This window comes from Neobacillus niacini, assembly GCF_023715785.1.
In the GTDB taxonomy this organism is placed as follows: domain Bacteria; phylum Bacillota; class Bacilli; order Bacillales; family Cytobacillaceae; genus Neobacillus; species Neobacillus niacini_E.
Map to the genome: position 1 here is coordinate 39,409 of NZ_JAMBOX010000021.1, position 23,041 is coordinate 62,449.

Annotated in this window: 30 protein-coding genes; all 30 read left to right on the forward strand. The window is 42.5% G+C overall.

Annotation, left to right across the window (positions count from 1 at the left end; translation table 11 throughout):
- The first annotated feature begins 18 nt into the window (after positions 1-18).
- Positions 19-327 carry a 50S ribosomal protein L24 gene (gene rplX, locus M3234_RS25350; protein WP_066321301.1) on the forward strand — a complete coding sequence of 103 codons (309 nt, stop codon included), beginning with the start codon at positions 19-21 and terminating at the stop codon, positions 325-327.
- Positions 328-354: 27 nt separating this feature from the next.
- The gene (gene rplE, locus M3234_RS25355) at positions 355-894 is read left to right on the forward strand and encodes a 50S ribosomal protein L5 (protein ID WP_262307353.1); all 540 of its coding nucleotides are present in this window, start codon (positions 355-357) and stop codon (positions 892-894) included.
- A 23-nt stretch (positions 895-917) separates the two neighbouring features.
- Complete coding sequence (gene rpsN, locus M3234_RS25360; protein WP_001085700.1) at positions 918-1,103, forward strand: 30S ribosomal protein S14; 186 nt, start codon at positions 918-920, stop codon at positions 1,101-1,103.
- A gap of 31 nt (positions 1,104-1,134) precedes the next feature.
- On the forward strand, positions 1,135-1,533 hold the full coding sequence (gene rpsH / locus M3234_RS25365; RefSeq protein ID WP_262307354.1) for a 30S ribosomal protein S8: 399 nt from the start codon (positions 1,135-1,137) through the stop codon (positions 1,531-1,533).
- Positions 1,534-1,564: 31 nt separating this feature from the next.
- Positions 1,565-2,101: a 50S ribosomal protein L6 gene (rplF, locus tag M3234_RS25370; protein ID WP_262307355.1), complete on the forward strand. Its 537-nt coding sequence runs from the start codon at positions 1,565-1,567 to the stop codon at positions 2,099-2,101.
- Positions 2,102-2,133: 32 nt separating this feature from the next.
- Positions 2,134-2,496, forward strand: a complete 363-nt coding sequence (rplR, locus tag M3234_RS25375; protein WP_262307356.1) for a 50S ribosomal protein L18 — start codon at positions 2,134-2,136, stop codon at positions 2,494-2,496.
- Positions 2,497-2,520: 24 nt separating this feature from the next.
- Positions 2,521-3,021 carry a 30S ribosomal protein S5 gene (gene rpsE, locus M3234_RS25380; RefSeq protein ID WP_066321315.1) on the forward strand — a complete coding sequence of 167 codons (501 nt, stop codon included), beginning with the start codon at positions 2,521-2,523 and terminating at the stop codon, positions 3,019-3,021.
- Positions 3,022-3,034: 13 nt separating this feature from the next.
- On the forward strand, positions 3,035-3,217 hold the full coding sequence (rpmD, locus tag M3234_RS25385; protein ID WP_066321317.1) for a 50S ribosomal protein L30: 183 nt from the start codon (positions 3,035-3,037) through the stop codon (positions 3,215-3,217).
- Positions 3,218-3,249: 32 nt separating this feature from the next.
- Positions 3,250-3,690, forward strand: a complete 441-nt coding sequence (gene rplO / locus M3234_RS25390) for a 50S ribosomal protein L15 (protein WP_066321320.1) — start codon at positions 3,250-3,252, stop codon at positions 3,688-3,690.
- Entirely contained in the window at positions 3,690-4,985 is a 1,296-nt protein-coding gene (gene secY / locus M3234_RS25395; protein WP_066321322.1) for a preprotein translocase subunit SecY, read from the forward strand. The genes rplO and secY overlap by 1 nt, the downstream gene beginning before the upstream one ends.
- 61 nt (positions 4,986-5,046) lie before the next feature.
- Positions 5,047-5,697 carry an adenylate kinase gene (locus tag M3234_RS25400; protein ID WP_262307357.1) on the forward strand — a complete coding sequence of 217 codons (651 nt, stop codon included), beginning with the start codon at positions 5,047-5,049 and terminating at the stop codon, positions 5,695-5,697.
- Between the two features lie 310 nt (positions 5,698-6,007).
- Positions 6,008-6,226, forward strand: a complete 219-nt coding sequence (gene infA / locus M3234_RS25405) for a translation initiation factor IF-1 (protein WP_007085268.1) — start codon at positions 6,008-6,010, stop codon at positions 6,224-6,226.
- 35 nt (positions 6,227-6,261) lie between these two features.
- Positions 6,262-6,375 carry a 50S ribosomal protein L36 gene (rpmJ, locus tag M3234_RS25410; RefSeq protein WP_000868344.1) on the forward strand — a complete coding sequence of 38 codons (114 nt, stop codon included), beginning with the start codon at positions 6,262-6,264 and terminating at the stop codon, positions 6,373-6,375.
- A gap of 24 nt (positions 6,376-6,399) precedes the next feature.
- The gene (gene rpsM, locus M3234_RS25415; RefSeq protein WP_066321326.1) at positions 6,400-6,765 is read left to right on the forward strand and encodes a 30S ribosomal protein S13; all 366 of its coding nucleotides are present in this window, start codon (positions 6,400-6,402) and stop codon (positions 6,763-6,765) included.
- 22 nt (positions 6,766-6,787) lie between these two features.
- Positions 6,788-7,177 (forward strand): 30S ribosomal protein S11, encoded by a 390-nt coding sequence (rpsK, locus tag M3234_RS25420; RefSeq protein WP_262307358.1) that lies wholly within the window; start codon positions 6,788-6,790, stop codon positions 7,175-7,177.
- A 174-nt stretch (positions 7,178-7,351) separates the two neighbouring features.
- A complete protein-coding gene (locus M3234_RS25425; protein WP_262307359.1) occupies positions 7,352-8,296 on the forward strand; it encodes a DNA-directed RNA polymerase subunit alpha in 945 nt (314 codons plus the stop codon).
- A gap of 54 nt (positions 8,297-8,350) precedes the next feature.
- Positions 8,351-8,713, forward strand: a complete 363-nt coding sequence (gene rplQ, locus M3234_RS25430; protein ID WP_066321335.1) for a 50S ribosomal protein L17 — start codon at positions 8,351-8,353, stop codon at positions 8,711-8,713.
- Positions 8,714-9,061: 348 nt separating this feature from the next.
- Complete coding sequence (locus M3234_RS25435) at positions 9,062-9,901, forward strand: energy-coupling factor ABC transporter ATP-binding protein (protein WP_262307360.1); 840 nt, start codon at positions 9,062-9,064, stop codon at positions 9,899-9,901.
- The gene (locus tag M3234_RS25440) at positions 9,877-10,746 is read left to right on the forward strand and encodes an energy-coupling factor ABC transporter ATP-binding protein (RefSeq protein ID WP_262307361.1); all 870 of its coding nucleotides are present in this window, start codon (positions 9,877-9,879) and stop codon (positions 10,744-10,746) included. The genes M3234_RS25435 and M3234_RS25440 overlap by 25 nt, the downstream gene beginning before the upstream one ends.
- Positions 10,743-11,540 carry an energy-coupling factor transporter transmembrane component T family protein gene (locus M3234_RS25445; protein WP_262307362.1) on the forward strand — a complete coding sequence of 266 codons (798 nt, stop codon included), beginning with the start codon at positions 10,743-10,745 and terminating at the stop codon, positions 11,538-11,540. The genes M3234_RS25440 and M3234_RS25445 overlap by 4 nt, the downstream gene beginning before the upstream one ends.
- A gap of 15 nt (positions 11,541-11,555) precedes the next feature.
- Positions 11,556-12,293, forward strand: coding sequence for a tRNA pseudouridine(38-40) synthase TruA (gene truA / locus M3234_RS25450; RefSeq protein ID WP_262307363.1), 738 nt, complete (start codon positions 11,556-11,558; stop codon positions 12,291-12,293).
- 640 nt (positions 12,294-12,933) lie between these two features.
- The gene (rplM, locus tag M3234_RS25455; protein ID WP_066321346.1) at positions 12,934-13,371 is read left to right on the forward strand and encodes a 50S ribosomal protein L13; all 438 of its coding nucleotides are present in this window, start codon (positions 12,934-12,936) and stop codon (positions 13,369-13,371) included.
- Between the two features lie 19 nt (positions 13,372-13,390).
- Positions 13,391-13,783 carry a 30S ribosomal protein S9 gene (gene rpsI / locus M3234_RS25460; protein WP_066321349.1) on the forward strand — a complete coding sequence of 131 codons (393 nt, stop codon included), beginning with the start codon at positions 13,391-13,393 and terminating at the stop codon, positions 13,781-13,783.
- A 339-nt stretch (positions 13,784-14,122) separates the two neighbouring features.
- Complete coding sequence (locus M3234_RS25465) at positions 14,123-15,886, forward strand: glycoside hydrolase family 3 protein (protein ID WP_262307364.1); 1,764 nt, start codon at positions 14,123-14,125, stop codon at positions 15,884-15,886.
- Positions 15,887-16,321: 435 nt separating this feature from the next.
- Complete coding sequence (locus tag M3234_RS25470; protein ID WP_262307365.1) at positions 16,322-17,704, forward strand: MFS transporter; 1,383 nt, start codon at positions 16,322-16,324, stop codon at positions 17,702-17,704.
- A gap of 137 nt (positions 17,705-17,841) precedes the next feature.
- Positions 17,842-18,558 carry a GntR family transcriptional regulator gene (locus M3234_RS25475; protein ID WP_262307366.1) on the forward strand — a complete coding sequence of 239 codons (717 nt, stop codon included), beginning with the start codon at positions 17,842-17,844 and terminating at the stop codon, positions 18,556-18,558.
- Positions 18,559-18,840: 282 nt separating this feature from the next.
- Positions 18,841-19,482, forward strand: coding sequence for a bifunctional 2-keto-4-hydroxyglutarate aldolase/2-keto-3-deoxy-6-phosphogluconate aldolase (locus M3234_RS25480; protein WP_262307387.1), 642 nt, complete (start codon positions 18,841-18,843; stop codon positions 19,480-19,482).
- Positions 19,483-19,484: 2 nt separating this feature from the next.
- A complete protein-coding gene (locus tag M3234_RS25485; protein ID WP_262307367.1) occupies positions 19,485-20,498 on the forward strand; it encodes a sugar kinase in 1,014 nt (337 codons plus the stop codon).
- Positions 20,499-20,526: 28 nt separating this feature from the next.
- Positions 20,527-21,945 carry a glucuronate isomerase gene (gene uxaC, locus M3234_RS25490; RefSeq protein WP_262307368.1) on the forward strand — a complete coding sequence of 473 codons (1,419 nt, stop codon included), beginning with the start codon at positions 20,527-20,529 and terminating at the stop codon, positions 21,943-21,945.
- Positions 21,946-21,964: 19 nt separating this feature from the next.
- Entirely contained in the window at positions 21,965-23,017 is a 1,053-nt protein-coding gene (uxuA, locus tag M3234_RS25495; protein WP_262307369.1) for a mannonate dehydratase, read from the forward strand.
- Positions 23,018-23,041: the final 24 nt, after the last annotated feature.

The window sequence follows — 23,041 nt, forward strand, 5'->3', positions numbered from 1 at the left end:
TTAAGGAGGTGCTTACGGATGCATGTAAAAAAAGGTGATAAGGTCAGAGTCATGACTGGTAAGGATAAAGGCAAAACAGGCGTAATCCTGGCTGCTTATCCTAAAGAGAACCGTGTACTTGTTGAAGGTGTGAACATTGTTAAAAAACATTCAAAACCTTCTCAAGCTAACCCACAGGGCGGAATCATCAGCTTCGAGGCTCCTATTCATGTGTCAAATGTAATGCCTATCGATCCTAAGACTGGTAACCCAACACGTGTTGGACACAAAGTGGTTGATGGCAAAAAAGTACGCGTAGCAAAATCCGGTGAAGTTTTAGATAAATAGTTTAAATTAAGAAGGGAGGTACAATAGATGAACCGCCTAAAAGAAAAGTATCTTAAGGAAATTACTCCAGCTCTTATGAGCAAGTTCAATTATAAATCAGTAATGGAAGTACCAAAGATTGAAAAGATCGTTGTTAACATGGGTGTAGGTGACGCTGTTCAAAACGCCAAAGCTCTTGATAATGCAGTCGATGAATTGGCTACGATCACTGGTCAAAAGCCGCTTGTAACTCGCGCGAAGAAATCTATTGCAGGTTTCCGTCTTCGTGAGGGCATGCCTATCGGCGCAAAGGTAACCCTTCGTGGTGAGCGCATGTATCAATTCCTGGACAAATTAGTTTCTGTTTCTTTACCACGTGTACGTGACTTCCGCGGTATTTCCAAAAAAGCATTCGATGGCCGTGGAAACTACACATTAGGGATTAAAGAACAATTAATTTTCCCTGAAATTGATTACGATAAAGTAAGCAAAGTTCGTGGAATGGATATTGTTATCGTAACAACGGCAAAAACTGATGAAGAGTCCCGTGAACTTTTAACTCTAATCGGAATGCCATTCCAAAAGTAATCGCTAAATAAGGAGGCGAAAACGTGGCTAAAAAGTCAATGATTGCGAAACAAAAACGCACGCCTAAATTCAAAGTACAAGAGTACACACGCTGCGAACGTTGCGGCCGTCCACACTCTGTATATCGCAAATTTAAGCTTTGCCGTATTTGTTTCCGTGAATTAGCATATAAAGGACAAATTCCTGGTGTTAAAAAAGCTAGCTGGTAAAACTAGAGCTTGTGGAAGGAGGTAAAAATTAATGGTCATGACAGATCCAATTGCAGATATGCTCACTCGCATTCGTAATGCGAACATGGTACGTCACGAAAAATTAGAAGTGCCTGCTTCTAATATTAAAAAAGAAATCGCTGAAATCCTGAAGCGTGAAGGTTTCGTCCGTGACGTTGAATATATCGAAGATAACAAACAAGGTATCATCCGTATCTTCCTAAAATACGGTGCAAATAACGAACGTGTTATTACAGGTCTTAAGCGCATCAGCAAGCCTGGTCTTCGCGTTTATGCTAAATCAACTGAAGTACCTCGCGTACTTAACGGTCTTGGAATCGCACTTGTTTCAACTTCACAAGGTGTGGTCACTGATAAAGAAGCTCGTGCCAAGCAAATCGGCGGAGAAGTTTTAGCTTACGTTTGGTAATCGATTTTTTGAATGAATGGAGGTGCACTAAATGTCTCGTATAGGAAAAAAGCCTATTGAAATTCCAGCAGGAGTAACAATTACAAATAACAACAACACTGTTACTGTAAAAGGACCAAAAGGCGAACTTACTCGTTCTTTTAATCCTGAAATTGCAATCAACATCGAAGAGAACACTGTAACGATCACTCGTCCATCTGACGTGAAAGAGCACCGCGCATTGCACGGTACAACACGTGCGGTACTTGCGAATATGATTGAAGGTGTTGCTCAAGGATTCGAAAAGAGATTAGAGTTAATCGGGGTTGGATACCGTGCTCAAAAGCAAGGTAGCAAACTTGTATTAAACGTTGGATACTCTCACCCAGTAGAATTTGAACCTGAAACCGGACTTGAAATTGAAGTGCCTGCTAACACAAAAATTACTGTTAGAGGTATTGACAAAGAACGCGTTGGTGAATTAGCTGCCAACATCCGCCAAGTTCGTCCTCCGGAGCCGTATAAAGGCAAAGGGATTCGTTACGAAGGCGAATTTGTTCGTCGTAAAGAAGGTAAAACAGGTAAGTAATGCCGCATAAGTAAACGAAAGGAGTGACGTAAATGATTACGAAGCAAGACAAAAACGCTACTCGCAAGAAAAGACATGGTCGTGTTCGTGCGAAGCTTAGCGGTACCTCTGCTCGTCCACGTCTAAACGTGTTTCGTTCTAACCAGCATATTTATGCTCAGGTAATCGATGACGTATTAGGAGTTACTATAGCAAGTGCTTCTACATTAGATAAAGAACTAAACCTTGAGTCAACCAGCAATGTTGAAGCTGCTCAAAAGGTTGGCGAATTAGTCGCTAAACGTGCGGTAGAAAAAGGTATCACTAATGTTGTTTTTGACCGTGGAGGTTACTTATACCATGGCCGTATTCAAGCATTAGCGGATGCAGCCCGCGAAAACGGCTTACAATTTTAATAGACAAAGGAGGGACATAAAATAATGCGTCGCATTGATCCAAACAAACTTGAACTAGAAGAACGCGTAGTTACGGTTAACCGTGTTGCGAAGGTAGTTAAAGGCGGACGTCGTTTCCGTTTCTCTGCTCTTGTTGTAGTCGGAGATAAAAACGGTCATGTTGGCTTTGGAACCGGTAAAGCACAAGAAGTACCTGATGCAATCCGCAAAGCTGTCGAAGATGCAAAGAAAAACTTGGTCGAAGTACCGATGGTTGGAACAACCGTTCCTCACGAGGTAATTGGCCGCTTTGGCGCTGGCGAAATTCTGTTAAAGCCTGCTTCTGAAGGTACTGGAGTTATCGCTGGTGGTCCAGTTCGTGCCGTACTTGAATTGGCTGGCGTTCAGGATATCCTTTCTAAATCCTTGGGAACAAACACTCCAATTAACATGGTACGCGCCACTGTAGAAGGTCTAAAACAATTAAAACGTGCTGAAGACGTAGCGAAATTACGTGGGAAATCAGTAGAAGAACTGTTAGGATAAGGAGGGAAATCAAATGGCGAATAAACTTTTAGTTACCCTCAGCCGTAGCGTGATCGGTCGTCCAGAGGACCAACGCGAAACAGTTAAAGCGCTAGGTTTACGAAAAATGAATCAAACAGTTGAGCATCAAGACAACGCTGCTATTCGCGGTATGATTAATAAAGTTGCTCACCTTGTAACAGTAAAAGAACAATAATCGATTGTTTTCTTTCATAAGGAGGTGCCAATATGAAACTTCATGAGTTAAAACCTGCTGAAGGGTCTCGTCATGAGCGCAAGCGCTTAGGCCGCGGTATCGGATCCGGCCAAGGTAAAACTGCGGGTAAAGGTCATAAAGGTCAAAAAGCCCGTTCAGGCGGCGGTGTACGCGTAGGTTTTGAAGGTGGTCAAACGCCTTTATTCCGTCGTTTGCCAAAGCGTGGATTTACAAACATTAACCGCAAGGAATATGCAGTTGTAAATCTTGATGCTTTAAACCGCTTTGAGGAAGGTACAGAAGTTACTCCAGAACTTCTTATCGAAACAGGCGTAGTAAGTAACGAAAAAGCAGGAATCAAAATTCTTGCTAAAGGGAACGTAGAGAAAAAGCTGACTGTTAAAGCTCACAAATTCTCCTCTGCTGCTAAGGAAGCGATCGAAGCTGCTGGTGGAACCACTGAGGTGATCTAATGTTCCAGACAATCTCCAATTTTATGCGCGTGGGTGATATACGTCGAAAGATCATATTCACCCTTTTAATGTTAGTAGTTTTTCGGATCGGTACCTTTATACCGGTTCCAAGTGTAAATGCAGAGGCTCTTGCGGCGCAAGATAAGCTGAGTGTGTTTGGAGTCCTAAATACATTCGGCGGTGGAGCGTTAAAGCAATTCTCCATCTTTGCCATGGGGATCATGCCTTACATCACGGCTTCTATTATCATTCAGTTGCTGCAAATGGACGTTGTCCCGAAATTCACTGAATGGTCGAAGCAAGGGGAATCAGGCCGTCGCAAGCTGGCTCAGTTTACCCGATATTTTACGATTGTGCTAGGCTTTATCCAAGCATTGGGTATGTCTTATGGATTTAACAACATGTCTAATGGACAGTTAATTTTAAATCCAGGAATCGGCACTTATTTGTTAATTGCGGTGGTGTTAACAGGAGGTACTGCGTTTTTGATGTGGTTAGGTGAGCAGATTACAGCTAAAGGTGTGGGAAATGGTATTTCCATCATCATCTTTGCTGGTATCGTTGCCGGCATTCCAACTGTAATGAATCAAATGTTTGTTCAACAGTTTGAAAATGCAGGCGATAAGCTATTCCTAAACATCGTTACAGTCATCTTAATTGCACTAGCGATTCTCGCAATTATTGTTGGGGTTATCTTCATCCAGCAAGCAACACGTAAGATTCCAATTCAATATGCAAAGCGAATGGCAGTCGGTCGTAACCCTGTCGGCGGACAGTCGACACACATGCCGTTAAAGGTTAACGCAGCCGGCGTTATCCCTGTTATCTTTGCTGTTTCATTTATAGTTACACCAAGAACGGTCGCTTCATTCTTCCCAACGAATGATGTTACGGCTTGGATTATGAGAGTATTTGACTATTCTCATCCAATTGGGATGATTCTTTATGCAGCATTGATAATCGCGTTCACATATTTTTATGCCTTTATTCAAGTTAACCCTGAACAAGCAGCGGAAAACTTACAAAAGCAAAGCGGCTATATTCCGGGAATTCGTCCTGGTAAGAGCACGCAAGAATATTTAACACGCGTCTTATATCGTTTAACATTTGTCGGTGCTATTTTCCTTTCTGTGATTGCTGTACTTCCAGTTTTATTTATTAAAATTGCGAACCTGCCGCAATCGGCGCAAATTGGCGGAACAAGCTTGCTCATTGTTGTCGGTGTTGCGCTAGAAACGTATAAGCAGCTTGAAGCCCAATTAGTTAAACGTCATTATAAAGGATTTATAAAATAATAGGTTTAGCGGGACCCTCATCGGGCCCCAAAACCTACACATAGCACGAGGGGGAATACGTGTGAACTTAGTATTAATGGGGCTACCGGGAGCCGGCAAGGGCACCCAGGCTGAAAAAATTGTCGAGCAATACGGCATCCCTCATATTTCTACTGGAGATATGTTCCGTGCAGCGATGAAGGAAGGTACTGAACTGGGTTTGAAGGCAAAGTCCTTCATGGATAAAGGCGAGCTTGTACCCGATGAGGTTACAATCGGAATTGTCCGTGAACGTCTTGGCAAAGATGATTGCCAAAAAGGCTTCTTGCTGGATGGCTTTCCAAGAACCGTACCTCAAGCGGAAGCGTTAGAAAATCTATTAGTTGAGTTAAACAAGAAAATTGACTATGTGATTAATATAAACGTGGACAAAAGTATCTTAATGGAGCGTTTGACAGGACGCCGGATCTGCAAAGATTGCGGTTCAACTTATCATCTCGTGTTTAATCCGCCGGCAAAAGAAGGCGTATGCGACCGTTGCGGCGGGGAGTTATATCAGCGTGCGGATGATAATGCCGAAACGGTGCAAAATCGTTTGGACGTCAACATCAAACAACAAGAGCCATTATTGACTTTTTATGAAACAAAGGGTTATTTGCGCACGATCGATGGTCAGCAGGATATTCACAAGGTGTTTACTGATATTCAAGAACTGCTTGGGGGTTTAAGCTGAATGATCATCTCTGCGAAGCCCTTAGGACTTACCGGGCAAGCGACTCTCGAATATCTCCAATAAGATTGAAAAGTATGTAAGCACAATGGTTTTTCTAGCATACACAAGTATGCAGTACACGGTTTGGGGCAAGACTTACATGAGATAAAGTACTTTTTCTGCTGCCGATTGGTTTAGTAAACATTACTAGAGGACAGCGGTTGGTCTTTATGTTAGAATTGTAAGGTTGACACTGTGTAATTACAAAAGCCGCTTTACATTACTGGTTTTGACGAACGCAATTTTTAAAAAGAGAAGGGAGACGAGACCCGTGGCCAAAGATGATGTTATTGAAATTGAAGGTAAAGTCATTGAAACTTTGCCGAATGCGATGTTTAAGGTAGAATTGGAAAATGGTCATACGGTGCTGGCTCATGTTTCCGGTAAAATCCGCATGCATTTCATCCGGATTCTTCCTGGAGACAAAGTAACTGTAGAGCTTTCTCCATATGACTTGACACGCGGAAGAATTACCTACCGCTTTAAATAACTGAAGCACTCCGTATTACCAAGGAGGTTAGGATCATGAAAGTAAGACCATCTGTTAAACCGATCTGCGAAAAGTGCAAAGTCATCCGTAGACGCGGTAAAGTTATGGTTATCTGTGAAAACCCTAAACATAAACAAAAACAAGGCTAATAATAAGGGAGGTGCACATTTTAAATGGCACGTATTGCTGGTGTAGATATTCCACGTGAAAAGCGTGTAGTTATCTCTTTAACTTACATTTTTGGTATTGGTAAAAAGACTGCACAAAAAGTATTGGCAGAAGCTGGCGTTTCTGAAGATACTCGTGTACGCGACTTGACTGAAGACGAATTAAACAAAATCCGTGATATCATCGACAGATTAAAGGTTGAAGGTGACCTTCGTCGTGAGGTTTCCCTAAACATTAAACGTTTGATGGAAATCGGCTGCTACCGCGGTTTACGTCATCGTCGTGGTTTACCTGTTCGTGGACAAAATACGAAAAACAACGCTCGTACCCGCAAAGGTCCTCGTAAGACAGTTGCGAACAAGAAGAAGTAATCGGCAAAGGAGGTTCATATAAATGGCTCGTAAAACTAATACACGTAAACGTCGTGTTAAAAAGAATATTGAAGCAGGTATCGCTCATATCCGTTCCACTTTTAACAATACGATTGTAACGATCACTGATGTTCATGGAAACGCGGTTTCTTGGTCTAGTGCCGGTGCGCTTGGATTCAAAGGTTCTCGTAAATCTACTCCATTCGCGGCTCAAATGGCTGCCGAAACTGCTGCAAAGACATCAATGGAACATGGCATGAAAACTTTGGAAGTAACTGTTAAAGGACCTGGTGCAGGTCGTGAAGCTGCTATCCGTGCGCTTCAAGCTGCTGGTCTTGAAGTTACTGCTATCAAAGACGTTACTCCTGTTCCACATAACGGGTGCCGTCCGCCAAAACGTCGTCGCGTTTAATTTTTCTGTATAAAATTTGTATCAGATGTCCATAATGGGATATGATATGAATTTATTGCCTTTTACAGAAGATTTATTCCAGTTGTTGTGCACAAAACGGGAACGTAAACATGGGGGAATTTCGATTAGCCAAACACTAATCGAGGTTTCGACGTTTTGAAGGAGGGTTATTTGATGATCGAAATAGAAAAACCAAAAATCGAAACGATTGAGATCAACGATGATGCCAAATACGGGAAGTTCGTCGTAGAGCCACTAGAGCGTGGATATGGTACCACTTTGGGTAACTCCTTACGTCGTATCCTTTTATCTTCACTCCCAGGTGCCGCTGTTACTTCGATTCAAATTGATGGGGTACTACATGAGTTCTCAACAATTGAAGGCGTCGTAGAGGATGTAACATCCATCATTTTAAACATTAAAAAATTAGCTTTAAAAATCTACTCTGATGAAGAGAAAACACTTGAAATTGATGTTCAAGGCGAAGGGCCCATCAAAGCTGGGAATATCACGCATGACAGTGATGTCGAGATTTTAAACCCAGACCTTCACATTGCAACATTGGCGGCAAATGGACATCTTCACATGCGGTTGACGGCTCGTCGCGGACGCGGCTACACTCCGGCTGACCAAAATAAACGTGAAGATCAGCCAATTGGTGTGATTCCGATTGATTCCATTTACACTCCGGTTTTACGTGTATCTTATCAAGTAGAAAATACTCGTGTTGGTCAGATGACAAACTATGACAAGCTAACGCTTGATGTTTGGACAGATGGAAGCACTGGGCCAAAAGAAGCAATCGCTCTTGGTTCAAAAATTTTAACTGAGCATCTGAATATTTTCGTTGGGTTGACCGATGAAGCACAGAATGCTGAGATCATGATTGAAAAAGAAGAGGATCAAAAAGAAAAAGTTCTAGAAATGACAATTGAAGAACTGGATCTTTCTGTTCGTTCTTATAACTGCTTAAAGCGTGCCGGTATCAATACTGTTCAGGAATTGGCTAACAAAACTGAAGAAGATATGATGAAAGTGCGCAATTTGGGCCGTAAATCACTTGAAGAAGTGAAGGCTAAACTAGAAGAGCTTGGATTGGGCTTACGTAAGGACGACTAGCCCTTACAATTGACACCATTCCGTTGAATGACTTCAAAAAGGAGGGAACCCTTCATGGCATACAGAAAGTTAGGACGTACAAGTGCACAGCGTAAAGCTATGCTTCGCGATTTAACAACAGATTTAATCATCAACGAGCGCATCGAAACAACAGAAACTCGTGCGAAAGAACTTCGCTCTACTGTTGAGAAGATGATCACTCTTGGAAAGCGCGGTGACTTACACGCTCGCCGTCAAGCAGCTTCTTTCGTTCGTAATGAAGTAGCTAATGCTGAAACTGGCCAAGATGCACTTCAAAAACTTTTCGCTGATATCGCTCCACGCTATGCAGAGCGTCAAGGCGGATATACTCGTATTATGAAGCTTGGACCACGCCGCGGCGATGGTGCACCAATGGTAATCATCGAGTTAGTTTAATATTTTTCACAGACAATAAGGGTACTGGACAGGTTTAGAACAAACTAGTTCTCTGCCCTTTTTGTTTATATACATTCGAATAGATACGAACCAAGCCAAAACGAGTGTTACGATGAGCGTAACTCCTTTCTTAGGAGCCTATTTTTGAAAGTGAACATAGCTTTCCCGGAAAGAAAATGGTTAATTCCTTTTCTTATTACGACTCGTCTAGCTCATGCACCTCCTCCCATTCCGCTTGCGGCAGTCGAAATCGTTCCTGCCCGGGGATGAGGTGCAGGCTTTTTTTGTATATAGCGGTTTTATATTATAGAGTATAGAAGAGAAGAGTTGAGGCGAGGGGGAAGCAGGATGAAGAAGTCGGTTGTGTCGCTTAAAGACGTTTCGTTTCAATATGACAGTGAGGAGCAGTATGCGCTCAAATCTGTTACGTTTGATGTTTACGAAGGAGAATGGCTGGCGATTGTCGGGCATAATGGCTCCGGGAAATCAACGACGGCCAAGCTGTTAAATGGCTTGCAGTTTCCAAGTGAAGGAGAAATCTCCGTTTGCGGGCTCCAGTTAAATGAAGAAACAGTTTGGGACGTGCGCAAAAGGCTCGGTATGGTGTTTCAAAATCCCGATAATCAATTTGTCGGAACCACCGTGCAGGATGATGTGGCTTTTGGTTTAGAAAATATGGGGATTCCGCGCGAAGAAATGGTTGAACGGGTCCAGGATGCCTTGAAAAAGGTGAAGATGGATCAATTTCTATATCAAGAGCCCCACCATCTGTCTGGAGGACAAAAGCAGCGGGTTGCGATTGCCGGCGTATTGGCGCTGCGGCCATCCATTATTATCCTCGATGAAGCAACATCGATGCTTGACCCCCGTGGCAGAGAGGAAGTTTTAGAAACAGTCCGAACCCTGAAAAATGAAAAATCATTAACCGTCATCTCGATTACCCATGATTTGGACGAGGCTGCCAAGGCGGACCGAATCATCGTGATGAACAGAGGAGAGGTTTACCGGGAAGGAACACCAGAGGAGATCTTTTCAATGGATGAAGAGCTTGTGAAGCTGGGGCTCGATATCCCGTTCTCGGTCAAAATGAGCAAAGCGTTCCGGCAGCAAGGATTTCAATTATCTAAGCATTTTTTAACCGAAGAAGAGTTGGTGACAGAGCTATGGACATCTCACTCTCGAATGTAGAATACCGTTACCAGGCGGGTACGCCATTTGAACGGCTGGCGATTCAGGACGTCACGATTGATATTCCATCCGGTACTTACCTGGCTTTGATTGGTCATACCGGTTCGGGTAAATCGACTGTGCTGCAGCATTTGAACGCTCTCCTGCAGCCGACACTAGGAAGTGTCAAAATTGGCGACCGCGAAGTAAAGGCGAATGAGAAAAATAAAAACCTTCGGGCCATCCGGCAGCGGGTGGGTATTGTATTTCAATTCCCGGAGCATCAGTTATTTGAGGAAACAGTCGAAAAGGATATCATTTTCGGACCGATGAACTTTGGTGTTTCCGAGAATGCCGCAAAAGAGCGGGCCCGGGTTGCGTTAAAGCAAGTTGGCTTGGGTGAAGAAATCTTGGAGAAATCGCCGTTTGACCTGTCAGGCGGGCAAATGCGCCGTATCGCCATAGCCGGTGTTTTGGCGATGAACCCGGATGTGATCGTGTTGGATGAACCGACTGCCGGACTGGACCCGCGCGGCCGGAAAGAAATCATGGACATGTTCTATAATCTTCATAAGGAAAGAAATCTTTCGACCATCCTCGTTACCCATAGTATGGAGGATGCCGCAAGATATGCTGATCAAATCGTGATAATGCAACAGGGGCGTGTTGCCAAACGAGGTACACCGGAAGAGATCTTCTCGGCACCGGAGGATTTGGTGCAAATGGGTCTCGATGTTCCAGAGGTTGTTCGATTCCAATTAAAGCTGGAGGAAAAGACCGGCCTTAACTTGGGTAAAATCTATTTATCAATTGATGAACTAACAGCAGCGGTAACAAAGCGGCTAGGCGGAGGTGTCCGCACATGATGGAAAAAATGATTTTCGGCCGTTATGTACCGGCAGAATCGGTGATGCACCGGATGGACCCACGCGCCAAGCTGATTATTATTTTCTTATTTGTTTGTATTATTTTTCTGGCCAATAATTGGTTTACCTATGCACTTATCGGTATTTATACTTTTATCATGCTTGGAATGTCTCGGGTGCCTTTCAAGTTTTTATTTGGCGGCCTAAAGCCGATATTGTGGCTTGTGCTGTTTACGTTTTTATTGCAGTTGTTCTTTACTAAAGAGGGAGCACTCGTATGGTCATGGGGACCGGTGAAGATCTATGAGGAAGGCATCCGGATGGGGCTGTTTATTTCTTTGCGATTCTTCTTCCTGATCCTTATGACCTCACTGCTGACGCTCACAACCACTCCGATTGAGATAACTGATGGATTGGAAACGTTGCTGAATCCTTTAAAAAAGGTGAAGTTCCCGGTTCATGAAATGGCGCTGATGATGTCGATTTCCTTGCGGTTTATTCCAACGTTGATGCAGGAAACGGATAAGATCATGAAGGCGCAAATTGCTCGTGGCGTGGAATTTGCGAGTGGACCAGTTAAAGAACGAATCAAGGCGGTCATCCCGTTGCTGATTCCTTTGTTTGTAAGTTCGTTTAAGCGTGCTGAAGAGCTTGCGGTGGCGATGGAAGCAAGAGGATACCGCGGCGGCGAAGGCAGAACAAAATATCGCCAGTTAAGCTGGAGAATGGTTGATACGCTGCAGCTTGTGGCTCTGGCACTGTTAACGGTGCTGCTGATTTTATTACGTGCATAATGGAGATTGTTGGCGATGCAAAGATACAAAGGCATTATCGCCTATGATGGTAGCGGCTTTTCTGGTTATCAGGTTCAGCCAAACGGAAGGACCGTCCAAGCAGAGCTAGAGGCCGTGTTGGAAAAAATTCATAAAGGTACGCCGGTTAAGGTCGTTGGTTCTGGCCGGACGGATGCCGGTGTCCATGCCCGAGGTCAGGTGATTCATTTTGATTCACCACTGGCGATCCCCGCAGAGAGGTGGCCGGTGGCGCTCAATTCATTGTTGTCGCAGGATATTTCGGTGCTTTCGGTTGAAAAAGTGGACCACTCCTTTCATGCGCGGTTTAACGCGGTTGGGAAGGAATATCGGTATCAGCTTTTGTTATCGGGGGTACGTGATCCGTTTTTGCGTAACTATGCGTATCGTTTTCCGTTTCCATTAAATCTGGGGGCGATGCGGGAGGCTAGTGGCCACCTGCTGGGAACTTATGATTTCACCAGCTTTTGTGCCGCTAAGACTGAGGTAGTTGATAAGGTGCGGACCATTAAGGAAATCGAGTTTCTGCAGGATGGCGACTTGCTGACAATCCGTTTTGTCGGCAACGGCTTCCTATACAACATGGTACGGATTCTAGTCGGGACCTTGCTTGAGGTAGGCACCGGTGATCGTGCCCCTGAGGAGATGCAGGGAATCCTCGAGGCAAAGGACCGACGCGTTGCCGGAAAAACCGCCCCGGCCCATGGGCTGTATCTTTGGGAAGTATTTTACTAAATGGTAACCTTATGATTTGGTTTTGAGAGGGATATCAGGGCTATTGAAACTCTCGATTATTGGCAATAATTAGGGCAACGCAGATATATTTAGTTAACCGCAGATATATCCCCGATTATCGCAGATATATTCGATTTATCGCAGATATATGGAGAATCATCGCAGATATATCATGATTCTGCGCGGATATATTAGAAATCGGTTATTTTGACAATCTATATTTAATAAAAAGAACCTTGAAATTACCAATTTTTAATTTAACCAGGAATATTGATTGTAAATTTGTAGAATTCTATTTAAATTTTGTAGAATTTTTTCCTGATCTTGTAGAACCATCACCTAATTTATAGAAATACTGGTGCCATTCATACGATTCAGAACAATTTTATATAAACAACCCATCCTGGTGTAACATTTTCTTGACAATTGCACCTCAACTATTTATTATATTATATGTGTGTGTTTTTAATCCCACGATAAAGCCCCGGAAAGTCTTCATCGTGATTGAAAATATATGATTTTCGAACTTGAAGCGCACGTTATGCTGAAACATCGGTTCCCGGAACAGAATCGATTGCTTGAAAGCTTTGATAGTGCGAGAAAACAATAATCTGAATGGAATTAATTAGGAGGGAACCTCATGCGTACAACGTTTATGGCAAATGCCAACAATATCGAGCGTAAGTGGTACGTAGTTGATGCAGAAGGCAAAACTCTTGGACGTCTTGCTTCTGAAGTTGCATCAATCCTACGTGGTAAAAACAAACCAACATTTACACCACATGTTGACACTGGTGATCACGTAATCATCGTCAATGCTTCTAAAGTTACTTTAACTGGTAACAAATTAAACGACAAAATCTACTACCGTCACACTATGCACCCAGGCGGTTTAAAACAAAGAACGGCTCTTGAAATGCGTACTAACTATGCTGAGAAAATGATCGAGCTTGCTGTTAAAGGCATGCTTCCAAAGAATTCTCTTGGCCGTCAAATCTTCAAAAAATTACACGTATACGCTGGCGCAGAACATCCGCACCAAGCACAACAACCTGAAGTTTACGAACTTCGCGGTTAATTAAAGGGAGGGAATTAACTTGGCACAAGTTCAATATATTGGTACTGGTCGTCGTAAGAGCTCTGTCGCACGTGTGCGCTTAGTTCCAGGTACAGGTAAAATCACTATTAACGATCGTGACATTAATGAGTATATCCCATTCGAAGCTTTACGTGTTGTTGTAAGACAACCATTAGTAGCTACTGAAACAGTTGGCAGCTATGATGTTCTTGTAAACGTAAGCGGCGGTGGCTACACTGGTCAAGCAGGCGCAATCCGTCACGGTGTTGCCCGCGCATTACTTCAAGTGGACCCTGAATATCGTCCAACATTAAAGCGCGCAGGTCTGTTAACTCGTGACCCACGTATGAAAGAACGTAAGAAATACGGTCTTAAAGGCGCTCGTCGTGCACCTCAGTTCTCAAAACGTTAATTATCAACGTTTCAAAGGCTCTCAAGCATTATGCTTGGGGGTCTTTTTTATGTTCAAAATTACCTTTCAACCTTTTGCCCGCGAATGTACAAATTAAATCTGTAGAGTGACCCACGATACGGAATACAATCATAGCAATGATGGTAACCTAGCACTATTCAATTGAATTCGTTTCAAAATTGTAAAGAATAATGATTGCATACTAGTATACAACAAAGAAATATTTGTGTAAGATTGTAATAAAGGGCTTTCATTTTCGAGACTATATAGTAATGCTGAGTATTTTTTAAGAAGATGAAATCCTTTTATAGATGAATTACCTTACTAAGGAGGATACATATGTCAAAAAAGGTAGATTTAAAAGCAAAACCATATAACCTTACCGATGAGGACATTAAATGGGTTCAGGATACAATTGAATCCATGTCAACCGAAGAGAAGATTGGCCAATTGTTCGTTAATATGGGCTCAAGCCGTACAGAAGAATACTTAACAGATATGGTAAACAACTATCATATTGGTGCTGTTCGCTATAATCCGGGAAAAGCCGAAGAAGTATATGACCAAAACAAAATCCTTCAAGAAAACAGCAAAATTCCATTGCTGATCGCTGCCAATACCGAAGCGGGCGGAAACGGTGCTTGTACGGATGGTACTGAGGTTGGAGTAGAAGTAAAAATTGGTGCAACAAAGGACGCAAAATGGGCGTATGAAATGGGACGTGTTTCCGGTGTGGAAGCATCGGCCATTGGCTGTAACTGGAGCTTTGCCCCAATTGTTGACATTAACTACAATTGGCGCAACCCAATCATTTCTAGTCGTTCATTTGGCTCTGACCCAGATTTGGTTCTTGAAATGAGTCTCGCATACATGAAAGGAATCCAAGAAAGCGGGATTGCTCCGGCTGCAAAACACTGGCCTGGGGATGGTGTTGATGAGCGCGACCAGCATCTATCCTTCAGCGTAAACAGCCTATCAACCGAAGAATGGGACAAGACATTCGGCAAAGTATATCAAGGCTTAATTGATGCAGGACTGCCATCGATCATGGCAGGTCATATTCATTTGCCTTCCTATCAACGTCACTTTAACCCAGGCGTTAAAGACGAAGAGCTATTGCCAGCAACACTTTCTAAAGAAATCACAACCGATTTATTACGCGGAAAATTAGGTTTTAATGGAGTAGTTGTAACAGATGCCAGCCACATGCTGGGGCTGACAGGTGCCATGAAGAGAAGCGAACTCCTGCCAACATCCATTGCTGCGGGATGTGATCTATTCTTATTCTTCAATGATCCCGATGAGGACTTCGGTTATATGATGGAAGGCTATAAAAAAGGAATCATTTCGGATGACCGCCTGGAAGAAGCGCTGGAGCGTATCTTAGGCCTAAAAGCGATGCTGGGTCTTCATAAAAAGGAAAAAACAGAAATCCTGCCGCCAAAAGAAGCAGCTCTGGCAAAAATTGGCCTTCCGGAAAACAAAGCATTGTTCAAAGAAGTGGCTGATCACGCGATTACTTTAGTAAAGGACAAACAAGACATCTGGCCGGTCACCCCTGAAAAATTCAAACGTGTGTTATTGGTTGATGTTAAAGGTGTACAAGGCGGATTCGGCGCATTGATTGGCAGTAAAGAAAAAGCTGTTGATATGATGAAAGAACTGTTGGAAGCCAAAGGGTTCGAAGTAACCGTTTGGGAATCGACGGAAGAGAGAATCATGAAACTTCCAGAGGAAGAAAGATTCGCAGCGATTGCCAATGTATATGCACAAAAGCGGCCAATTACGGATTTGACCGATCATTATGATCTAATCATTAATATTGCTAATGTGAATCCGGGAACCGTACAAAGAATCGTTTGGCCCGCAAGTAAAGGGACGCCGGATATTCCATTCTACATCCATGAAGTGCCGACTATTTTTGTATCCGTTCAATACCCGTACCATCTTGCAGACGTACCGCAGGTAAAAACGTACATCAATACGTATGACAGCAAGAAGCAAACGCTAGAGCTGCTTGTCGACAAATTAATGGGACATTCCGAGTTTAAAGGCGATAGCCCTGTCGATGCATTCTGTGGCTTTATTGACACTCGTATCTAATCAATTAGCCCTCAGCCTATGTGGTTGGGGGTTACTTTTTTAAAAAACAAACAATTATAAAAAGATTTTATTAAAAAATCAAGTGGAAAATACACTTGGAAGTTATTTTAGAAAAAAAAACGTCGAATTTGTTAACGGTTACAATTTCCTGTTGCAAACTCGTTTTTTGCATGCTAGTATACTAGTATATCGAAGAAAAGGGGGGAACAAATCTTATATCCATCTTGTTATAGAGAGCCTGGTCGATCTGAATTTGAAATGATTACTTTTATTTATTTTCTTGTTGGGAATTTTAACAAAGAGAGATCGAACAAGCAGGGTAGGATTTGGGTATAAGTACAGATTGAGATGCCCTATTTTCTTTGTTTAGTAAATTTATTCAGCAAAATGAAATCGCTTTAACACATCATGATTCTAACTTTTGGGGTGAAAAAAATGGAAAACAAACGTCCGTTTGGTACGAGAGACAAGTTTGGTTATTTGTTTGGTGATTTTGGTAACGATTTCTTCTTTATGCTTGTATTAGCATTCTTAATGGTATTTTATACAGATGTTCTGCATTTGGATCCTAAAGCTGTTGGCCTGCTGTTTGTGGTTGCACGTTTATGGGATGCGTTTGCTGATATGGCATGGGGCCGTTTTATTGATACTAGGAAGACTGGGAAAAACGGGAAATTCAGACCGTGGATTTTGAGAATGTCCTTTCCACTTGTCATAACTGGTGTTTTAATGTTTGCCTATATTCCAGGAATGTCACATGGGTTTTATTTAGCTTATGCTTACGTAACCTATATTGTTTGGGGAACATTATATAGTACGGTTAACATCCCTTACGGATCAATGGCGTCTGTTATGTCAGCTGATCCTGTAGAGCGTACTGCCTTATCTTCTTGGAGAACAGTCGGGTCACAGTTGGCAGGATTAGTCATTAATGTTGTCGGACCTATCATTCTGTTTGTAGACAACAAAGCAGTTCCAAGTCGCTTTTTCATGGCAGCACTTATTTTTGGACTATTAGCCATTGCATGTTACATTGCTTGTTATAGAATGACTACTGAGCGCATTATTGTGAATGAAAAAGCTAAGTCTAAAGTTAAAAAAGGCGCAACACTCAAAGGTCTTGTCAAAAACAAACCATTAATTTTCTTCCTTGCCGCTTCGCTAATTTTCATGGTAAACCTGATGTTGATTGGTGCGGTGAACGTTTACTTGTTTAAAGATTACTTTGGAACCGCTAAAGCTTTAAGTTTTGTCGGTCTAATACAATCTGCAGCTGTATTTGTAATGGCACCATTCATTCATAAATTAGTGAAAAAATTTGGTAAAAAAGAATTGGTATCTGTAAGTATTTTAGTGGCAGGTCTTGTGTATGTAGCTTTATATCTGCTGCCGAACTTAAGTGCAACGCAATTCACTGCTCTCCTAGCTATTGCAATGCTTGGTTATGGTACATTTAACCTTGTGATCTGGGCATTCGTTACTGATATTATTGATTATCACGAATATTTAACTGGGTTGCGTGAGGATGGCACGATTTATGCGATCTATTCGATGGCACGTAAAATTGGACAAGCTGTTGCCGGTGGAGTCGGTGCTGCAGCCATTGCAGCTGTTGGGTACAACTCTCAACTCGAAGTACAAACAGCTGAAACGCTTCGTGGAATCCATATGGTTGGTACGCTCATCCCTGCAATCGTATTTTTGAGTGTATTTGTAATCATTACATTCCTATATCCTTTAAACAAAAAACGTACAGAACAACTTGCTGCTGATTTATCTGAAAAGAGACAAGCTGCTGTGTCTGGAAAAACAGCATAATTCATAAAGAAGATAGTTAATCGCGTGTTAACTATCTTCTTCTTTTCGCATTATATTGTGTGAATGCTGTCACAAATGGTATTATGGGAATAGATTTGTTCAAATGAAGGGGTAACCAATAGGGAGTGTACCAAAGTATGGTGACAATATCGCCAAAGCTGCCTGGTGAAAACAATAAAGAATTTGCTTATAGAATCATCAAAGATTCGATTATGTCATTGGAATTAGAACCAGGACAGGCCATAAGTGAAATAGAATTGGCGGCCGCATTACAGATATCACGTACGCCAATCCGAGAAGTTTTAGGCAAATTGCGGGAGGAGCACTTAGTAGAGGTAATACCTCAAGTAGGGACCTATATTTCAAAAATTAAGCCGCAATTGATTAAAGAAGCCTCTTTTATGCGTTATACGTTAGAAAAAGAAATCTTAAAGCTCTCGTGCGAACAATTCCCAAAGGCCAATTTATTCGATTTGAAAAAGAATCTGGCGCTCCAGGAGGATTTAATCGGCTGTAAAGGTAAAGAGAGAGAGTTTCATAAATTAGATAAAGAGTTTCACAGGATTATTTTTGAAGGCAAAAAAAATGAAAATATCTGGACCGCCATTATGAGGATCAGTACACATTATAACCGGATCAGACTGCTATCGGAAATGCAGCATAATTTCGATGAACCGATTGCTCAGCATGCTAAAATTATTGAAATCCTTGAAACGAAAGATTGTGATGCAGTAGAAGAAATAGTGAGACAACATATCGTTGAACCAATGAAGCATTGGGACGATTTATTTAAAGAAGGCAGCCCTTATATAAAATATTTTGAAATGGTTGACCAAAATCCAGTATTCCTATAGTACATAGGGATACTTTTTTTATGAAAAAAAATTATATAACTTTTTTGTGAATAAAGCATTTTATCATTGAAAAATTCACTCAGAGTGTGCTAGTATACAAGTATACAAGTTATGCGAGGATGGAAAAGACGCTTGGAGTGTATATTCTAGCAGTTTTATTACATCCTATTATTGTTTGTATAAATGTACACGGTTTCAGCTGGCAAAAACTTTTTGGGTAAATCCAGCCATTGAACCGATGTAAAGGTTCGTAATTTATTATGGGCAAGGTGATCGTAAATGTTGCAAAAATATGAAGTGCTTAACGAAATGCATAAAGGTTATTTAGTAGCCGTTATTCGCGGGAAAAATAAAGAAGATGCTGTTGAAATTTCCAAGCAGGCCTTTCAAGGCGGCATTCGCTCACTTGAAGTGACATTCTCAACGCCAGGAGCGGAAGATGCCATTGCTGAACTCGTTAGAACTGGCGACAGTCAAATGATTGTCGGAGCAGGGACAGTGTTAGATGCTGAAACAGCTAGAATTGCCATCATGAAGGGTGCGCGTTATATCGTTAGCCCGCATTTTGATGGGGCGATCGCAACGATGTGCAATCGCTATGCCACCCCTTATTTACCTGGCTGTGGTTCTGTAACGGAAATTATGAACGCTCTCTCATATGGCGTAGATGTAGTAAAGCTATTCCCTGGGAGTTTGTTAGGACCTGGGTACATTAAGGATGTAAAAGGACCAATTCCACATGTTGAACTAATGCCATCGGGCGGCGTCAGCCTTGATAATCTTGACAAATGGGTGAAAAACGGTGCTTTTGCTGTAGGAATTGGCAGTGCGTTAACCAAGGGTGTTGCGGGTGGCGACTATAGTTCGGTTCAAACAGTAGCCCGTTCCTTTATGGATAAACTGGCCTCGATTAAGGCGGAATAAACATGAAAAAAGTGGTAACCCTTGGAGAAATCATGCTTCGCTTGTCAGCGCCTAACTATCAAAAGATTGTCCAAGCGCAGTCTTTTGATGCTGTTTATGGCGGCGGGGAAGCAAATGTAGCTGTCTCATTGGCAAAGTTTGGTCTAAAAAGTTCCTTTGTGACAAAAGTGCCGCAAAACGCGTTGGGCACCAGTGCTGAGCAGCAATTAAACAGGTTTGGTGTCAGCACCGAGCATGTCCTTCACGGCGGCGACCGGCTTGGGATTTATTTTTTCGAAAAAGGCTTTTCCATCAGGCCTTCCAAAGTATACTACGATCGGAAAAATTCTGCGTTTGCGCTGTCGAAAGTCGAGGAATATGATTTTGATGTTATTTTTGCAGATGCGGATTGGTTTCATATTAGCGGGATCACACCCGCTTTAAGTGAAGAGTTATTTCAGCTTTCAAAGAAAGCGCTGAAAACGGCAAAAGCAAAAGGGTTAACAACGAGCTGTGATCTTAACTACCGTAGCGCCTTATGGTCGTTCGAAGAGGCCCGCGTAAAGATGACAGAGCTGATTCCGTACGTTGATGTCTGCATCGGAATTGAACCGTTGGCTCTTCTCGGTGATGATGGGCACGATATAAAGGACCGCTTGCCGAAAAATCCGTCTCCTGAAGATTATGTACCTGTGATGGAGCAGCTTCGTGACCGGTTTGGAATCCGCTATGTGGCGATGACCAAAAGAGAACATGTGTCTGTTAATTGCAACAGATTGCAGGCGTATTTATATGACGGAAGCCAACTGTACCAGTCAACAGAGGCGGTTGTTGATATCATTGACCGGGTTGGAACAGGCGACGCCTTCTCTGCAGGAATGATTTACTCATTAATCAATGACTTTAAGCCTCAGGATGCAGTAGAATTTGCCACTGGTTGTTTTGCCCTGAAACATACAATCGAAGGGGATGCCAATTTAATCCCAATCTCCGATGTTGAAAAATATATGAGCAGGTCGTTTTCAATTAATCGATAACTACATAAATGAGGAAGGGGTGTTATATTTGGGAGCATTTATTCATGATAATTTTATGCTGAAAAATAAAACGGCAGTCGAGTTGTATCACAAGTATGCCAAGGATATGCCTATTTATGATTATCATTGCCACCTCTCGCCAAAGGATATTGCCGAAAACCGCAAGTTTAACACAATAACCGAACTATGGCTGGAGGGCGACCACTATAAATGGCGGGGCATGCGGGCAAACGGCATCGATGAGCGCTTTATCACCGGCGATGCCAGTGACAAGGAGAAGTTTGAAGCATGGGCTAAAACGGTACCAAATACCTTAGGTAATCCATTGTACCATTGGACGCATCTAGAATTGAAAAAATACTTCGGGATTGAAGAACTGCTGAATGAAGACACTTGGGAACGGATTTGGGAGCAGTGTAATGCTTTATTGCAGCAGGATGATTATTCTGTTCAAGGCTTAATCAAACGATCCAATGTCAAAGTCATCTGTACAACAGATGATCCGACCGATGATTTGCATTACCATGAACAAATTAAAGGATTGAATTTGAAGGACTTTCCCGTAAAGGTTCTTCCTACTTACCGCCCGGACAAAGGTGTCGAAATCAATAAAGATACGTTCACTGGGTTTGTCGGGAAACTGGAAGAAGTAATCGGTAAAAAGATTTCTTCGTTTGAAGATTATTTATCCGCCCTTGAAGAAAGAGTTGAATACTTTCATGAAAAAGGCGGGCGGATCTCAGACCATGGCTTATCTGAAATCCCGTTCGCTTCATTTGAGGATAAAGAATTGGACGCGATTTTTCAAGCTGGACGAAATGGCCAGACTGTCAGCACAGAAGATGAGAATAAATTCAAGACGGCTGTACTCATCCATCTTGCAAAATGCTACAAAGAGCTTGATTGGGCGATGCAAATCCATTTCGGCGCGATTCGCAATAACAATACTAAAATGTTTAGCAAGCTTGGCCCGGATGCAGGATATGATTCCATCAGTGATCAAGGGGAAGTAGCTGTACCGCTAAATGCACTGCTTGCTGCATTTGATGAAGTCGATGGATTGCCAAAAACCATCCTTTATAACCTGAATCCGATTCATAATGAGTTGGTTGGCAGCACATTGGCCAACTTCCAAACGGAAGCGGGCGTACAGGGCAAGATTCAGCTGGGTTCGGGTTGGTGGTTCAATGATACAAAACAAGGCATGATCCGCCAAATGAATGCCCTGGCAGACCAAGGTTTGCTCATGCATTTTGTCGGCATGCTGACTGATTCACGCAGCTTCATCTCCTATAGCCGCCATGAATACTTCCGCCGAATTCTATGTAATTTGGTCGGGGAATGGGTTGAGGACGGCGAGGTTCCAAATGACGAAGCACTGCTGAAAAAGCTGATTGAGAATATTTGCTACAACAATGCAAAAAAATATTTTAGCATAGAAGTTTAAATAAGGAGGCGCTTTAAATATGAAAATGAGTTTTCGTTGGTACGGAAAAACAGATTCCATTCCATTGGAATACATTCGTCAAATTCCGGCGATGGAGGGGATTGTAACTGCCATTTATGATATCCCGGTTGGGGAAGCGTGGCCAATGGATAAAATTGAAGAGTTAAAAAGCACGGTAGAAGCGGCTGGACTGTACATCTCAGTAATTGAAAGTGTTCCGGTCCATGAGGACATCAAAATCGGTTTGCCGACTCGCGATAAGTATATTGAGAATTATAAAGAAACGATCCGTAATCTTGGTAAAGCCGGTATCCCGGTTGTCTGCTACAACTTTATGCCAATCTTTGACTGGACCCGTACAGATTTGGAATACCGCCTCCCAGACGGTTCAACCGCTCTTATTTTTGAAGAAGAGGTTGCCAAGAAAATGGATCCTCTAACTGGCGAACTTTCCCTTCCAGGATGGGATTCCAGCTATAAAAAAGAAGATTTACAAGTATTATTTGATCATTACAAAAATGTAGACCATGAAAAACTATGGGAAAACCTCGAATATTTCATTAAAGAAATTATTCCTGTTGCAGAAGAAGCAGGGGTAAAAATGGCCATACACCCGGATGATCCGCCATTTGATATCTTTGGCTTGCCGCGCATCATTACAAACAAAGAGAATCTTGAAAGATTTGTTAACCTGTACGACAGCCCATATAACGGCTTAACCATGTGCAGCGGATCTCTTGGTTCACATCCGGACAATGATTTCCCTGAAATGCTGCGTTATTTCGGCAAAAAAGGCCGCGTAAACTTCGTTCATGCTCGTAACGTTAAACTTACTGGCGGAATGTCGTTCGAAGAGTCAGCACATCCATCTAAATACGGTTCTGTTGATATGTATGAAGTCATTCGTGCGATGAAGGACTTTGAATATGATGGTCCAATCCGTCCTGACCACGGAAGAATGGTTTGGGGCGAAACTGGGAAGCCAGGTTATGGATTATATGACCGTGCTTTAGGAGCTACCTATTTGTACGGCTTATGGGAAGCAGAAAACAAAAATCGTAATCGCAAATAAGCGAATCTGATAAGGGGGACCACA